This window comes from Solibacillus sp. FSL K6-1781 (assembly GCF_038630735.1).
In the GTDB taxonomy this organism is placed as follows: Bacteria; Bacillota; Bacilli; order Bacillales_A; family Planococcaceae; genus Solibacillus; species Solibacillus silvestris.
On sequence record NZ_CP152038.1, the window covers coordinates 3,259,985 to 3,275,243 of the forward strand.

At 39.8% G+C, this 15,259-nt stretch carries 14 protein-coding genes; 4 read left to right on the top strand and 10 right to left on the bottom strand.

What is annotated here, in order from left to right:
- Together MHH37_RS16520 and MHH37_RS16525 are read right to left on the bottom strand one after the other, a co-directional pair.
- A complete protein-coding gene (locus tag MHH37_RS16520) occupies nucleotides 1-489 on the bottom strand; it encodes an LURP-one-related family protein (RefSeq protein ID WP_342573837.1) in 489 nt (162 codons plus the stop codon).
- Nucleotides 490-615: 126 nt separating this feature from the next.
- Nucleotides 616-1,086, bottom strand: a complete 471-nt coding sequence (locus tag MHH37_RS16525; RefSeq protein WP_342573838.1) for a peptide-methionine (S)-S-oxide reductase — start codon at nucleotides 1,084-1,086, stop codon at nucleotides 616-618.
- 158 nt (nucleotides 1,087-1,244) lie between these two features.
- Here MHH37_RS16525 and arr point away from each other — a divergent pair, with 158 nt between their 5' ends.
- Complete coding sequence (gene arr, locus MHH37_RS16530) at nucleotides 1,245-1,661, top strand: NAD(+)--rifampin ADP-ribosyltransferase (protein WP_342573839.1); 417 nt, start codon at nucleotides 1,245-1,247, stop codon at nucleotides 1,659-1,661.
- A 169-nt stretch (nucleotides 1,662-1,830) separates the two neighbouring features.
- Here arr and MHH37_RS16535 read toward each other — a convergent pair whose 3' ends face one another.
- From MHH37_RS16535 to MHH37_RS16555, 5 genes are all read right to left on the bottom strand, one after another.
- Entirely contained in the window at nucleotides 1,831-2,703 is an 873-nt protein-coding gene (locus MHH37_RS16535; RefSeq protein ID WP_342573840.1) for an NERD domain-containing protein, read from the bottom strand.
- Between the two features lie 122 nt (nucleotides 2,704-2,825).
- A complete protein-coding gene (locus tag MHH37_RS16540) occupies nucleotides 2,826-4,139 on the bottom strand; it encodes a citrate:proton symporter (RefSeq protein ID WP_087617705.1) in 1,314 nt (437 codons plus the stop codon).
- A gap of 94 nt (nucleotides 4,140-4,233) precedes the next feature.
- Nucleotides 4,234-4,929 carry a response regulator gene (locus MHH37_RS16545; RefSeq protein ID WP_342573842.1) on the bottom strand — a complete coding sequence of 232 codons (696 nt, stop codon included), beginning with the start codon at nucleotides 4,927-4,929 and terminating at the stop codon, nucleotides 4,234-4,236.
- A 4-nt stretch (nucleotides 4,930-4,933) separates the two neighbouring features.
- Nucleotides 4,934-6,490, bottom strand: coding sequence for an ATP-binding protein (locus MHH37_RS16550; protein ID WP_342573843.1), 1,557 nt, complete (start codon nucleotides 6,488-6,490; stop codon nucleotides 4,934-4,936).
- Between the two features lie 137 nt (nucleotides 6,491-6,627).
- Entirely contained in the window at nucleotides 6,628-8,673 is a 2,046-nt protein-coding gene (locus MHH37_RS16555) for a catalase (protein ID WP_342573844.1), read from the bottom strand.
- Nucleotides 8,674-8,920: 247 nt separating this feature from the next.
- Here MHH37_RS16555 and MHH37_RS16560 point away from each other — a divergent pair, with 247 nt between their 5' ends.
- A complete protein-coding gene (locus MHH37_RS16560; protein WP_342573845.1) occupies nucleotides 8,921-9,547 on the top strand; it encodes a D-alanine--D-alanine ligase in 627 nt (208 codons plus the stop codon).
- Between the two features lie 382 nt (nucleotides 9,548-9,929).
- Here the strand turns inward: MHH37_RS16560 and tcuA are convergent, their stop codons facing one another.
- From tcuA to MHH37_RS16575, 3 genes are all read right to left on the bottom strand, one after another.
- Nucleotides 9,930-11,411, bottom strand: coding sequence for an FAD-dependent tricarballylate dehydrogenase TcuA (gene tcuA, locus MHH37_RS16565; protein WP_342573846.1), 1,482 nt, complete (start codon nucleotides 11,409-11,411; stop codon nucleotides 9,930-9,932).
- Nucleotides 11,412-11,506: 95 nt separating this feature from the next.
- Nucleotides 11,507-12,559 carry an AbrB family transcriptional regulator gene (locus MHH37_RS16570; RefSeq protein ID WP_342573847.1) on the bottom strand — a complete coding sequence of 351 codons (1,053 nt, stop codon included), beginning with the start codon at nucleotides 12,557-12,559 and terminating at the stop codon, nucleotides 11,507-11,509.
- Nucleotides 12,552-13,841 carry a citrate:proton symporter gene (locus tag MHH37_RS16575; protein WP_342573848.1) on the bottom strand — a complete coding sequence of 430 codons (1,290 nt, stop codon included), beginning with the start codon at nucleotides 13,839-13,841 and terminating at the stop codon, nucleotides 12,552-12,554. The genes MHH37_RS16570 and MHH37_RS16575 overlap by 8 nt, the downstream gene beginning before the upstream one ends.
- 143 nt (nucleotides 13,842-13,984) lie before the next feature.
- Here MHH37_RS16575 and MHH37_RS16580 point away from each other — a divergent pair, with 143 nt between their 5' ends.
- Both MHH37_RS16580 and MHH37_RS16585 read left to right on the top strand, forming a co-directional pair.
- Complete coding sequence (locus MHH37_RS16580; protein ID WP_340735578.1) at nucleotides 13,985-14,845, top strand: LysR family transcriptional regulator; 861 nt, start codon at nucleotides 13,985-13,987, stop codon at nucleotides 14,843-14,845.
- Between the two features lie 41 nt (nucleotides 14,846-14,886).
- A complete protein-coding gene (locus MHH37_RS16585) occupies nucleotides 14,887-15,213 on the top strand; it encodes a nucleoside triphosphate pyrophosphohydrolase (RefSeq protein ID WP_342573849.1) in 327 nt (108 codons plus the stop codon).
- Nucleotides 15,214-15,259 lie beyond the last annotated feature (46 nt).

Sequence of the window (15,259 nt, forward strand, 5' to 3'; positions counted from 1 at the left end):
TTAAACAGACGCCGCTGCATCCTGATCAGCTTTCACACAATCGATTGCAATAACAATAGCAATGATGATTTTTTCCATGTCATCCTTAAGTACTTCTACCTTGTAGCTATCCCCCCATGTAAACCATTCCTTGCTTACTTGCCCGATGACTTCCCCATGCTGTTTTACTGCAAATTGCATATCCCACCAGTTCCCCTCAATTTCCACCCCAACTGCATTCACCGAATAGCGTGCCTTGAAAAGCGCGAGCTCCTTCTGGATTGTCAATACCTCTTGTCCTTCGACTTCCACATAAAATTTTGGCAGCAAACTGAGCACCTTTTTCGTAATTAGCGCGACTTCATTTCTTGCTGTATCCATAATCGAGTACGTTTTCGGTATTTGCATAAAACTTCCTTCCACAAAATATACATCATTTTCGTGCTGATCCTTTACCGTAAATTTGCCGCTAAGACTGAAAACCTTTTGTTTAATAAAGAGCTGTGTCATTCAAAATACCTCCTTTAGTTAATACCTTTACGATTAAATGAGAAAAAAAGAATCAATCGCTAAAATGTTGATGCGAATAATAAAAGTGAACCTTCCATCTCAAACTTGACTGGAAGGTTCACTTTTTCATTTATATTTCGTTAATAACGCTTCAGGAATATGGCAGTAATCATCCGGACATCTCGATAACCGGTCCTGATGCTCTTCCGCACTTCTCACATAGTTAGTGAGCGGCAGCACTTCCACAACAATCCGGTCAGCATCGGGTCTCGCTGTAATATATGCTTTTGCCTCAATCAAGTGTGCTTCGTTTTCGCTATAGACACCCGTTCGGTATTTCTCGCCTACATCCTCGCCTTGTTTGTTCACACTGTACGGATCGATGATTTCAAAAAAGTACCCCATTAATTCGCGCATCGATACAACATTCGGATCAAACTCGGTTTTGACACACTCGGAATACCCATCATAATCGCCGTCCAGAGTGGTTGTCGTTCCGTTTGCTCTTCCTGCTTCAGTAAATGTTACACCAGGCAATGTTTTCATAAATGCCTGTACCCCCCATAAACACCCGCCTGCAAAATATACAGTTTCCATCTCGGTCACTCCTCTATGTAAACTAGTCCTTTGTGCTATGTATGTCGATCTTTCATTCTCTCTACTATTAGTATACCATTTCAGGCTATTTATTTTTAGACTACTCTTTTAAAATTTCCGTACTATACTGATAATACAAAACGAAAGGGGTGTGTCCTATGAAAGATCAAACAGATGTCCTCGATCGGGGTCCTTTTTTTCATGGTACGAAAGCTAAACTAAATATGGGGGATTTATTGGAGCCTCTTCACTTATCCAATTATCAGGATAAGAAATCGAACTATATTTACTTTACCGCAACATTGGAAGCTGCAAAATGGGGTGCTGAATTAGCAAGATCAACAGCAAAAGAGCGAATTTATATTGTTGAACCATTAGGTGAATTCGAAAATGACCCGAACGTTACGGACAAAAGGTTCCCCGGAAACCCAACACGCTCATATCGTTCGAAATCTCCTTTGAAAATAGTCGCCGAATTAGGTTGTTGGGAGCGCCATTCCGATGAAGTCATCAATCATATGCTGGCATCTTTAAAGAAGTTAAGCGATGAAGGGAAAAATGTTATTTATGATTAAACCGCAACAACTATAGAAATTAAATGCCGGGTACACACTAAATTGTGTATCTTGCATCTCTTTACCTTGGTTCTTTTCGATCTAAAATCACGAATGTGTTTTCGTGGTGTAAATTATTTAATATTTAAATATATTAAGATGACTCTACCTGTTTTAATACATTGCGTATTTATAAATCCCTCGTAAATCGACACTTCGGAAAGCCCTGACAGCCATAAAATGCTCCGCGTTTACCATTACGCATTACCAAGTTACTGCCGCATTTCGGGCAAGTATGATCTGAAGCAATACTAATAGGCTCAACAATAACCGTCCCTGCAGTAACGGGCTCGACTTTCACTTTACTTACTATTTTCTTTGCTGGTTTGGCCATCTCTTTCACATGTTCCAGATGCTGCTTTTTAACCTCCTTCTTTTGCTGTTTAGTTTTAGGAATAAGTGCATGCAGCATCTGCGAAATTCTGCTAAGTTGTTCGCTTGAGATTTCCTGCGAGGTAAATTGGTTAATTGTTCTTTTTAAATGTTTTGTTTGAATAACATGCGCTTGTTGAAAAGGTTCTTTAAATTTAAATGTGACCGCGTTCAAAAAAACGATAATTGAATACAACGGAACGTCCATATTTAAATAGTGCTGCAATGCTTTAACATGTGTGTTATTTTGCATGATTGGATTATAGAAACGCGATTTTTTCTTATAAATTGTTTGCGTCCAATTTTTTTGACTTTCACTTCCAAAAATCCAGCCCGTATAATTTTTCGTTTCGATTACAAAAATGCCTTTCGGCGAAAGTAAAACATGATCGACTTGCGTCATTTCCCCATTCTTTTTCGGGACATACAAATCATTGTAAATCTTCACTTCCTCCCCTAGACTTTCCAGTAATTTACGGATACGCTGCTCACCTACATATCCTTTCAGCTGTGGTAAATAGGCTTTAGCAACAACTGATGTTACAAAGATAAAGCCGAGTGCTACGTACAAGTTTACATTTACTAAAATTACCAAAATCATTATGTATGACAACAAACCGAGAACTAACATACTCTTCCTCCTTAAAAAGTCCTATTTTAGGTAATTAGACAAATATGCTGTTCTCTCCTTTTTTTCATAACCATTAAAAAAATGAAGCTCCTAATAAAAGAAGCTTCATTAAATCTATCAATCTATACTTGTACCACACCAATTAAAACCGCAATGATGAGTAGGGTAATACTCAGTCCCCACATCCAGAAGAATGAAAACTTTAAGTGTTTGCCCATTTCCAGACCTGATAGACCTAGTGCCAACCATACTGCTGGTGCAAGTGGTGATACGAATGTGCCTACGATGTTACCGATGATCATCGCATACGCTGTCGATAATGAATCGATGCCGTACGTTAAACCGATCTGGTCAACAACCGGGAACAACGCGAAGTAATACGCATCCGTACTTAACAGCAAGTCAAACGGTACACCAAGTACCCCGATAATAATATGTAAGTACTGTGCTAAGAAGCTTGGTAAAATATTTACGGCATTGTTTGCAATAGCCGTCAACATGCCTGTCCCGTTTAAAATTCCTAAAAACAGGCCGGCTGCAATAATAATCGAAGCCATCGTCAACGCGTTTGATGCATGTGCCTGAATGCGTCCCATCTGTTCTTTCGGTGTACGGTAGTTTAATGGTAAAGCGATTGCGACACCGATCAGGAACGCTAAGCCCGCTGGTAAAAGGCCTGACATTAACACAGCAAGAACAACAATTGCTAAAATTGCGTTTGCCCAAATGAGCTTTGGACGTTTCAAGGTTTCATCCGTTTCAGCATTTAAAATACTGTTGCTCAAATCAAACTTTAATGTTTGTCCTGTTTGCGCTCGTTTCGCAATCAGACGTTTTTCACGGAAGCCCATAAAGACAGCTAGTAGCAGCATGAGCACAACGCCGATCACCTGAATTTTAATTAACGGATGCCATAGCTCTGTTACATCTGTTTCAAGAACGGAAGCAACACGCCCTAATGGACCACCCCATGGAATCATATTGATAATCGCCGCAGAACCGCCGACTAATAGTAAAAGTAAGTACGGGTTCATGCCAAGTCGAACATAAAGCGGCAACAATGCCGTGATTGAAATTAAGAACGTGGAAGCACCGGAACCGTCCAGCTGCGCGATAACTGCAATAACTACCGTTACGATCGCAACAAGCACGACATTCCCTTTTGACAGCGCTACCATTTTATTGATAATGGGTTCGAATAACCCGACATCCTGCATAATCCCGAAGAAAATAATCGCGAAAATAAACATGATGGCAACACTGATTACAGAACTAATTCCTTCATCGAAAAATACCCCTAAATCATCAAACGAATAGCCCGCAACAAACATCGCCACTATAGGCGGAATAACCATCGCGACAATTGGTGATACACGTCCGCTAATTAACAGCGCGACGATAACTAAAATTGTAATAATACCAATGATACTTAACATTCAACAACCCCCATTGCTTAGAATTCTTATAATTTTATGACAATTCTATGTTAGGAGGAAGAATGTGCTCATTTATTTAATAAATACAATAAAGCTAATTTTGTTCATAAGTTTCACGGAGGACATAATTACGTTCCGGACGCCCGACTGTTCCGTAAAGCAGCTTCGTCTCGAGAATGTTCATTTCCACTAAATATTCCAAATAGCGGCGTGCTGTGGAGCGGCTCGTGCCGATCACTTCACTTAACTGTGTCGCCGTTAATGTTGTGTACTTTTGCTCCTTAAATAAGTGAATGACCTGTTCGAGTGTAAAGGTATCAATTCCTTTCGGCAGTACCTTTTCAGTCGTCGTCGAATGATTCTTCCGGTAAAACAGCATATCCAGGTCTTGCTGTGTAAAATGTGTTTTCTTTTGTAATGCCGACTGTGTCAGATGAAGCTGCTGAAATGCTTTTTGCAATCGCTCTTCATCAAACGGCTTCACAATATAATCGAATACTCCGTATGCATATAATGCTTCCACATGCGCACGCTCGGCTGCAGCCGTTACCATGATGATGCGGATTTCCGGAAAATGCATGCGTACATACGCAACAAGTTCATAGCCTGTAACATCCGGAATATATAAATCCATCAACAGAACAGCTGGCGGTGTTTTATGTAAGAGTGCTTCTTTTAATGAGGCCCCCGTTAAAAATTTCTGTACTTGTGCATCCCGCTGAATAGTTTTTATATAATCGGCATGAATCGCCGCAATCCGAAAATCGTCTTCCAGTAGCCAAATATCCATTGAATCACTTCCTTTGTAAAATGATTAAAAAGCAGGCCCCGCCTAAGTCACTTTCTTCGATCAGCAGTGAGCCGCCGACTTTTTCAAGTGCCTGTTCACTGATTGCCAGTCCATAACCGCGGTCATAGCCATCCTTTGTCGTAAATCCGAGAGTGAAAATTTTATTTGCCGTTTCTGCATCGATGCCCGGGCCATTATCATGCACCTCTATTATGAGCTCATGACGATACTGCTGTATAAACAGCTTAATTTGCTTATCCGGTATAGTTGTTTGATCCAATTCATCCATCGCATTTTGAAGGACATTCCCTAGCGATGTTAATAATGCGTCCACTTCTTCATCATTATAATCGATTAATACATCCTCGGTTTCAATAGAAATGGTAATACCGCGCTCTTTCGCTTCTGATATTTTCCCTTCAAGTAATGCCTGCAGCAATATTGAAGGCTGTGTTGCAAGTGCCTGTTGCTGTTTCGTTGTATCCAGCTGTTCCTGCCTGATAAATGCAATCGCTTCTTCAATATGGGATTGCTTCAACAAGCCAAGGATAACGTGCAGCTTATTCGCAAATTCATGCGTTTTCGCGCGCTGCATACGCGCCTGCTGCTTCACCAATGTCAGCTCATTAAACACTGTTTCATACTCAAGCTTGGCACGCAAAATATATAAATAGCCGAGCTGCTTTTCATGTTTCAATGGCGTTTTCGAAAAAATCATTTCCTGCTGCTGCAACGGAATTTCCAGCGCCTGGATGACTTCTTCTTTAAATAGCCGTTCCGGAAGCAGCGTATGTAATGATATCCCTTCTGTCAGGGATGAGATGAGTTCCTTCGCCCGTGAATTGGCAATCACCACTTCATTATTCAGTGTCGTTAAGATCACGCCATCCGTTGTTTCCTCTAGTATTGTATGATAGGCCGAATAAAGCTTCGCAATTTGCGCCGGCTGCATACCGAGCAGCTGTTCCTTTACATAAAGCGAGATCAGCACCGCACAGACAATCCCGAAAACCGCCAGAAGGAACGTGATCTGAAGCCATCCGAAAAAGGCAGTATCGATTGTTCCCTGAAGATCTTTTGTCAAAAATCCAACTGAAACAACCCCGACAACATTGCCGTCAACCAGAACCGGTACTTTCCCGCGAACCGATTCCCCCATTGAACCCGTCGTTACGGAAACAACGGACTCTTTGTTAATCAGCGCTGAATCATTATCCCCGCCGACCATCGACTTCCCAATCTTTCCGGTGTTAGGATGCGTATAGCGAATGCCCTGCTTATTCCCTATCACGACGAAATTCGCTCCGGTCTGCTTTCGTATATCCTCTGCAATCGGCTGAAGAATGGAAGACGGATTTTCCGTAGAAAATGCGGCGACGATATCCGGCCGATCAGCAATCAAGTACGCACTCGTCAACGCCTTTTCCCCCATCTCATCCAGTATCGATTCATCCAAGTAATGATTGATCAGCAGTAAAAACAGCACACAAATCGTAAAAATGATTCCGCTGATTGTCATGATAAGATGGGCTGTTAGTGATTGTTTTAAGCGATTGATCATGAAAGTCCCCCCTTTCAGGTCATCATTTTTACTAGTTTACCATGTAGAATGATTTCGTTTAACAATTATCAGGATGAGATTACCTCAAAAAAACACGTAAAACCTTTTGTGAGTAAGGTTTTACGTGCATTTAATACTTATGCTAATTCCCGATACCAGAACCGTTGGGCTGCTACCGCTTCAATGAATTGAGTTACGAAATCTTGCATATCTGTTCCTGTTATTACACCCGGCTGCCCTAAAATCTGATTGACGCGCAGCCATTCAATTCCCGCGCCCGTCGCACCAATTGGCTTGTAATGTGAATAGGCTTCATCTATGAAGTAGGCTGCATCCTTGTTAAACATGACGTTTGTGTTACTTCCTCTAACCATATAAACAGCATCAAACAGCACGGATTTTGCAGTTAGGAAGGTGTGTTCAGCTTTTACGACCACTCCTTCTGTTCCGTGTACCATCCCAATATGCTCGCTAATAATTTCCGGAATAATGCCTACGTTAATCAATCGGTAGAGCACGTAATTAACTTCCGGACCATTGAATCCCTCTGTCAAAATGATTGCGACTTTTCTTGTTTGTACTGATTTCACGGTATTTTCCTGGCTGAGTGCCGGGGAGGACTTTGTTACAACCGAACCGCCCCGTGCAGGAGGATGTGCTCCGATATTTATTGCAAAGGCGGTTGCCAGTTCCATATCTACATTGGCGAACATATCCACTACCTGCTGTTTCACTGACTCACTTTTCACTTTACTTAGTTCAAAACTGAACGCTTCAGTGATATGCATTTTTTCAGGTGGGCTCATACTGTTCCAGAAAAGTGTCGCTTGTGAAAAGTGATCGGCAAAACTTTCGCTTCGAGCTCGGATTTTCACACCGTCCACTCTTTCCTGATAAGTGGCATATCCGCCTTTGTCCGGACTTACAGGTGACGGAGTGTTCCCGGCTAATGAGTTTCGGTGATAACTCACTTTCCCTAAATTAATCGTCTGGCGGTGGAAGCCTTCCCGCTGATTATTATGGAAGGGGACAACCGGTCTATTAATCGGGATCTCATGGAAGTTAGGTCCGCCCAGACGGAGTAATTGTGTATCTAAATATGAAAATAGCCGTCCTTGTAATAATGGATCATTTGTAAAATCGATTCCCGGTACGACATTCCCTAAATGGAAAGCAACCTGTTCTGTTTCTGCAAAGAAATTATCTACATTCCGATTTAACGTCATCTTTCCAATAATATTTACAGGAATGTCTTCTTCTGGCCAAATCTTTGTCGCGTCCAGGATATCGAACCCGAGGCTGAATTCGTCCTCTTCAGCAAGAATCTGAACACCTAGTTCGAATTCAGGGAAAAAACCGTTTTCAATCGCACCCCATAAGTCATTGCGGTGAAAATCCGGATCGATGCCCGCGAGTTTACGGGCTTCATCCCATACTAAAGAATGTGTTCCCAATAAAGGCTTCCAATGGAATTTTACGAAATGTGCTTTTCCTTCCTCATTGACGAGACGAAATGTATGCACACCAAATCCTTCCATCATGCGGAAACTGCGTGGGATAGCGCGGTCTGACATGATCCACATGATCATATGGGCAGATTCCTGGTTATTCGCGACAAAATCCCAAAACGTATCATGTGCAGTAGAAGCTTGTGGTATGTCATTATCTGGCTCCGGCTTAAATGCATGTACAAGATCCGGGAATTTGATGGCATCTTGAATGAAAAATACCGGAATATTGTTGCCAACTAAATCATAATTCCCTTCCTCGGTATAGAATTTGGTTGCAAATCCTCTCGCATCGCGAACGGTATCGGCAGAACCACGGGAACCATTGACAGTAGAAAATCGAACAAATACAGGCGTCTTTCTGGAAGTATCCTGAAGGAATTTTGCCCGCGTATACTTTTCCATGTTTTTGTATAACTGAAATTCACCGTGAACACCGAAACCGCGTGCATGGACAACACGTTCTGGGATTCGCTCATGGTCAAAATGGGTTAGTTTTTCACGAAAATGAAAATCCTCGAGTAAAGTTGGCCCCCTCACGCCCGCTTTTAATGAGAATTCATCCTCTGACACTTTTAACCCTTGATTCGTTGTAAGTTCTTTTCCTTTATCATCTGTTCGAAATATGTCTAATTGTTCGTCTTTACTATTCTTTCGGTCATTATGCTCATCCATTTTAATATCCCTCCTCAACATTAAATGGTATGAGTCCATGGAATAATTTATGTAAAAGTATGCATTTGCAAACAGTATAATAATAAACGTGAGAGAACTTTTAGATTATCCAAATAATTAACTTGTTTATAATAAGTAAAGGAACTAATAAAATTTGTATTTACCCACCTAAAAGAATAAAATAATACCAACAAGTATTTTAAAGGACGTTTAGATTGCCCTACAATAAAACAAGGAGTTGAAAGTGGTGAAGATTGCTCAAATTTCAAAGTATAGTCTCTTCAGTTTCTTTGGATTAGCAATAATTTTATTCGGTTTTATAACTACGCCACAAGCAAGTTATGAAATGGAAGACAATGATGTCATTCAGTCCATAAATCAATACTTACAAACTAATTATGTATCCATGTATGACAATGACAGTGAATATAATCTTGAAAATGAATTGTTAAAGGTTCAACAGTTACAACGTGATTTAGCACATGCGGATTTGGATAACAAACTGCATCAACAAGCTCAAACCATGCTTGGACAATTAAGTAGCGCAATTTATAAAAACGAACCAGAAAACGCCGATTTTTACGTAGATGCTTATTTATCGACACTATATGAAACCGAAAATGCGCAAAGCCAATATAGTGATTGGAATCTGTATTCAATGCCCTATAATGACCATCAACAGATGAATACAGAGCTATGGAATCAACTTACTGAACAAGAAAAAATCAGTTTTATTTTATCCATGAAATCAATCTTACTAAAACAACAAGCCGAACAGTACATGCCTTCTACATTTTATGTATTGGAAAAATTAGAACAGTCTTCTCACAATAACGTTGCTAACTCTGCTGTAAAAATTTTGCTCTACCCATAAATAAAATTTTTCTAACGAAGCGTCTGTCATGCTCCCACTCTTAGAGGTGGGAGTTCTTTTGAAAAAAAGAGGGTGGGACATAACCCAAAAATGCCATTTTTCTCTTAGAGAAAAATGGCATTTTTTTGCTGAGCGTAAAAATTGATTTCCATTCCGGGACGCTTTCCGCGTGGGTGAGGTCGGCTGGGACAGAAGTAGAAATTTCATAAACTTAGGAGAAAAACCTTATTAAGAAACGGATATTTTATAAAATTGATTGGAATGTAGGGCGACTCCTGCGGGAATAGCGTGACGCCTGAGACTAGGAACAAAAGCTAAGAACGCCACGTCCTATGGCAACGCTTTTGTGACCAACATCCTGTTCTAAAAATACGTTTTTATTTTATTTAACTTTTTGGGCATGGTGTGAAGCTGCTGCACCAGCCAGTTTACCAAATACTGAACCAGACATTAACCCTGATCCACCTGGGTAATTTTCATAGAAAATCCCACCAATCATTTCACCGGCAGCATATAAGCCTTCAATTGGTTCATTTTTCGTATTTAATACTTCACCTTCTGCAGTTGTCGCTAATCCCCAGAATGAGAATGTAATACCACAAGTAACCGGATAAGCATAGAAAGGCCCTTCACTTATTGTTTGTGCCCAGTTAGACTTCGGAGGCGTAATCCCTTTTGTACATTTTCCGTCTTTGTCAGAAGGATTAAATTCCCCTTCTGGAACAGCTGCATTAAACTCATTAATTGTTTGTAAGAATTGCTCCTTATTAATATCCAGCTGGTCTGCAAGCGCTTCTAGTGAAGATGCTTCAACGACTGTCGCCTCTTCTAAATTATACTCCGCGCGTAATATTGGACGAACCTTTGCATCATAAATTTGATAAGCAATATTATTTGGTTGCTTCAATATTTCTTTACCGTATTTTGCATATGTGTAGTTACGGAAATCCGCCCCTTCATCTACAAAACGGTTCCCTTCCACGTTCACCATCACACTATACGGATACGAGTGTTTCTTGAAAATATCACCTGGTTTTTGGAAATCTCCAACTCGTGGTGCATTGGCATCTGTCCCAATCGCATGACAGCCATTTACTTGACCGAATGTTTGCGCACCGATTGATACCGCCATATCGATTCCATCGCCAGTGTTAAATTCAGTACCTCGAACTAACGCCTCGTTCCACTCTTCCCCTAACGCTTCCGCACGTTTCTTCTTGTTCGCTTCAATACTGCCACATGCCAGCACAACGCTTTCACATTTAACCGTTTTAAGTCCATCTTTTGTTTGAACTTCGATTCCCGCAACTGTACTGTTCTCCGTTACAATCTTCGTCGCTGCACTTTCATACCATACATCAATCCCTAATTCTTCACAGCGATTGAATAAGCTTCGCATTAAGCCGATCCCTTTTTCCACCGTTTTAACTGGCAGACCGCCCCAGAATTGTATCTTCCCTTCTTTTTCAAAAGACTGATTCGCATAGTTCAATTCAAATTCTACGCCTTGTTTTTTCATCCATTCAATCGTTGGTAATGACTGATCCACTAGCTGACGAATCAGTTCCGGTTTACTTTGATTTTTTGAAACACGCATAATGTCATCATAAAAGTCTTGCGCCGAATAAACGGGCATATCGATTTTATTAATCGTTTCCTGATCTAAATCAACTACTTTTGTAACAGCTTCTAAATTTTGATAGGCTACACGAATGGCACCGTCTGTAAAGAATGAATTCCCTCCGCGTTTCTCGAACGGTCCTTTTTCCAGTACAAGTACTGAACTTCCTTGTTCTTTTGCAGAAATCGCTGCACATAACGCTGCATTCCCTGCACCTACAATTACTACATCATATTGTGACATCTGACATATCCCCTTTTCTATTTGTTAGCTTTACTATAAAAAATATATTGAAATAAATGAAATATTCATTTTTTAGAAATAACCATAAAATTTTTTTATCTCTTTAGTAATCTCCATTTTAATAGCGGTAAAATGATTATATAAATAAACAACATTCGAAATAACTGAAATAGGGTCACCTGGGTTGCATCGGCCTGTAAAGCAGTTGCGATTAGTCCCATTTGATCCATACCGCCCGGAGCAGTACTTAAGTAGCTTGTCGCAAAATCCATTTCAAAAAGCAGCACCATTCCTTCCGCAATAAAAAAAGTAATGATTAATAGTAATACTGCACTGCTGATTCCACCGATTAATACTCGTTTTGGTAAACGTAAAGATTTGGGATGTAATAGTAACCCGATATACGCACCGATACATAGCTGTGCGATATGCAATAAATTACTGTCTATCAGCGCTATTTCTACCTTCAATAGACTTAATAGTAACCCAATAATGACAGGTGTTAAAAAATGCGGTACGGGCAATTTTAATTTCTTCCCAACCGGTAACAATATAAAGCCAAGTAAAATTAAGAGGCCGTTATGCAATAAATTAGTTGAGCCTGTTTCGATTGTCTCCGGAACTTTCCCTGTTAAGGAAACTATAATCGGTATTAACCCGACTACGAAAAGTACCCGAATGACATGAAAGAACGTTACAACTGCTACGTCAATATCTTCCTGCTCTTCTGCAAATACAACTAATTGAGACAAACCACCTGGGATACTTGCTGTTAAAGCTGTTGCAAGTGGTATATGCGCCCACTTTTGCAATGCATATGCTAATGCAAGGCAACATGCACTTAACACGATGTTAAGGAGCAACATAAAAAGCAGTGTATCTTGCATGGCTACTAAAATATCAAAAGTGAAAAGTTGGCCAATCGCAGTTCCTACTATAAGTAATCCGATATTTCGCATGACAACCGGCCACTTCATCGGAAGTTTCCAAAGCAGTTGTGTGAACAATACACCAAATAAAGAGCCTAACATCCAAGGCATCGGGAAGTTGATTAATTGAAAAATGGTGACACCAACAATTGCGACCATTATCACTGTTACAATAGGGGAAATTGTGTGTATTAAATTCTTCTTTTTCAGATTAAACACTAATTGCTCCTGTAATGACCGCAGCAATAATAAGGACAATCGATGTTAAAAAGCACCATAGAAACGCATATTTTTGATATTCCCCTAACTCTTTTGAGATCATCCCAACTAACAAAAAGGTTGAAGCCACTAATGGACTTAATAGATGCACTGGTTGACCAAGTACAGAGGCACGTGCTATTTCAATTGGGTCAACCCCAAATGATGTAGCTGTTTCTGCCAAGACCGGTAGAACACCAAAATAATAAGCATCATTTGACATGACAAATGTGAAGGCCATGCTCGTAATCCCGACAATCAATGGTAATTGTGAGCCTAAGGAATCCGGAATCAAGGAGATTAGTGCATTGGACATGGCTGTTACCATTCCTGTTCCTGATAAGATACCCGTAAAAATTCCTGCCGCAAATACAAGTGCTGTTACGATTAATGCATTTCCTGCATGCTTCATAATAATCTCTTTTTGTACCGTATTTTTAGGGAAGTTAATCATCAATGCAAGGGCAAAGCCAAGGATAAAAATAGCAGATGGCGGCCAAATCCCTTTTACGAGGATGACCATCACAGCAACCGTTAACAACAGGTTTGTCCACCAGCGAATCGGTGAAGGCTTGCCTGCACTTTCTACACCTGTTTGCATAACATGGTCGATTGAAAGCTCATGAACTCCCACACGTTTGCGTTCCTTTTTCCCTAACAAATAAGCTACGAGCAGTACCCATATCGCCCCTATTACCATTAAAGGAATGAGAGGCACAAAAAATTCAGACGGATCTACACCAGTTGCAACAATTGCTCTCGTTGCCGGTCCTCCCCAAGGCGTCATCCCACTCATCACACTTAAAGAAAGCATTGCGATAGTTGCCAAAATTAAAGGATTCATTCCTATCTTTAAGTAGAGAGACAGTAATGCTGAAACGGTAATCATGTACGTTGTAGTACCATCTCCATCCAATGCAACAGCCAGTGCCAATACAGCCGTTCCCATTGCAATTTTTACCGGATCCCCTTTGACAACCGTTAAAAGACGATGAATAAAAGGATCAAATAATCCAGCATCAATCATTACCCCAAAATACAAAATAGCGAATAATAATAACGCAGCCGTTGACGATACTTGTTTCATCCCATCAAGCATCATGTCGCCAAGAGTTGAAGCAAATCCCGCAAATATGGCAAATAGAATCGGAACTGTTATTAATGCTACGATTGGTGATAAACGATTGCTCATAATGAGATACGTAAATAGGATTATCATTATAAAGCCTAAGCTAGCTATCATATACCTCCCCCGTTCTTATTAGTTTGAAAGCGTTTTACTATCCCCATTTTCAGAATATATGATATATTCAAATAAATAAAATAGATAGTTTTAAGCGATACCGATAAAATTTTTTTATTTCATCGAAGAAGGAGGAGTTGCCTGTGAATATAAATGACGCCCAATTATTAATAGATTTATACAAAACAAAAAACATTACACATACCGCTAGCAATCTTTATACATCTCAGCCCGCACTAACTTACCGGATTAAACAACTGGAGAAGAAATATAAAATAGAGCTAATTGTACGTGGCTCAAAAGGAATCGATTTTACAGAAGAAGGTCAAATTTTATATGATTATGCGAAACAAGTCATACATAATGAAAGATTATTAGTAGATCAGTTAGCCAACCTAACTGTAGATACAAGGGGTACCATTTCTATTGGTGCTTCCGGTTTATTCTCTTTATATCACCTCCCCAAAATATTGGATGAATTTAAACAACTTTATCCGAATATCTATATTCAACTAAAAACCGGATGGAGCAGTGAAATCAAAGAGTCACTGAATGCGGAGGAGATACATTTAGCAATTATTCGCGGTGATTATGCATTGAATGCCAAAAAGCATACACTTTTTACAGAAGAATTATTTGTCGTATCGAAAACACCATTTATAAAAGAGGATATTCCAAACTTACCGTTTATCACTTATAAAACGGATATTTCGTTAAGTCTTATGATTGATAAATGGTGGCGTACTTATTTTCAGCAACCTATCCGTCCCAGTATTGAAACCGACCAGGCTGCGACATGTAAAGAGATGGTGAAATATAATCTCGGAATTGCCGTATTGCCCGAAATCAGTATAGAAGGAGAAGAATTCTTTAAAATTTCATTGAACGATTTTGGAGAAGATATTTATTATAGAGAGACGAGTTTATTTTATAACCCGTATGTGGAGAAATTAAGACATGTTAAATTATTTTTGGATTTTTTAAAGGGACATTATAATAAATAGAATGGCTATGACAATGCCAAAAGTAAAAAGGGGGATCTCCAATGCCTGTTTACAACAAACTAGTACGCGACTTAATACCACAAATCATTGAAAAGTCTGGTAGTAAATTCACTACACGTATCCTACACTCTTCTGAACATTTGATAGAAATTAAGAAGAAACTTGAAGAGGAGGTGCATGAATATCAAGAGACTACTAATAATCAAGAAGCCTTAGAGGAACTAGCTGACATTTTGGAACTAATCCATGCTGCCCTCCCTATTCATGAAGCGACTTTTGAAGATCTTGAAAAAATTCGGGTTGCAAAGAAAGAAAAGCATGGTGGATTTGAGCAAGGGATTTATTTGATAGAGGTTGAGGATGAGTAATTTAAGACTCATTACATCTAACCTTGATGAATTTATAAAACTATTC

Excerpts from the sequence above, each read along its gene's own strand:
- MHH37_RS16520 (WP_342573837.1), bottom strand. The coding sequence starts at position 489 with ATGACACAGCTCTTTATTAAACAAAAGGTTTTCAGTCTTAGCGGCAAA.
- MHH37_RS16525 (WP_342573838.1), bottom strand. The coding sequence starts at position 1,086 with ATGGAAACTGTATATTTTGCAGGCGGGTGTTTATGGGGGGTACAGGCA.
- arr (WP_342573839.1), top strand. The coding sequence starts at position 1,245 with ATGAAAGATCAAACAGATGTCCTCGATCGGGGTCCTTTTTTTCATGGT.
- MHH37_RS16535 (WP_342573840.1), bottom strand. The coding sequence starts at position 2,703 with ATGTTAGTTCTCGGTTTGTTGTCATACATAATGATTTTGGTAATTTTA.
- MHH37_RS16540 (WP_087617705.1), bottom strand. The coding sequence starts at position 4,139 with ATGTTAAGTATCATTGGTATTATTACAATTTTAGTTATCGTCGCGCTG.
- MHH37_RS16545 (WP_342573842.1), bottom strand. The coding sequence starts at position 4,929 with ATGGATATTTGGCTACTGGAAGACGATTTTCGGATTGCGGCGATTCAT.
- MHH37_RS16550 (WP_342573843.1), bottom strand. The coding sequence starts at position 6,490 with ATGATCAATCGCTTAAAACAATCACTAACAGCCCATCTTATCATGACA.
- MHH37_RS16555 (WP_342573844.1), bottom strand. The coding sequence starts at position 8,673 with ATGGATGAGCATAATGACCGAAAGAATAGTAAAGACGAACAATTAGAC.
- tcuA (WP_342573846.1), bottom strand. The coding sequence starts at position 11,411 with ATGTCACAATATGATGTAGTAATTGTAGGTGCAGGGAATGCAGCGTTA.
- MHH37_RS16575 (WP_342573848.1), bottom strand. The coding sequence starts at position 13,841 with ATGATAGCTAGCTTAGGCTTTATAATGATAATCCTATTTACGTATCTC.
- MHH37_RS16585 (WP_342573849.1), top strand. The coding sequence starts at position 14,887 with ATGCCTGTTTACAACAAACTAGTACGCGACTTAATACCACAAATCATT.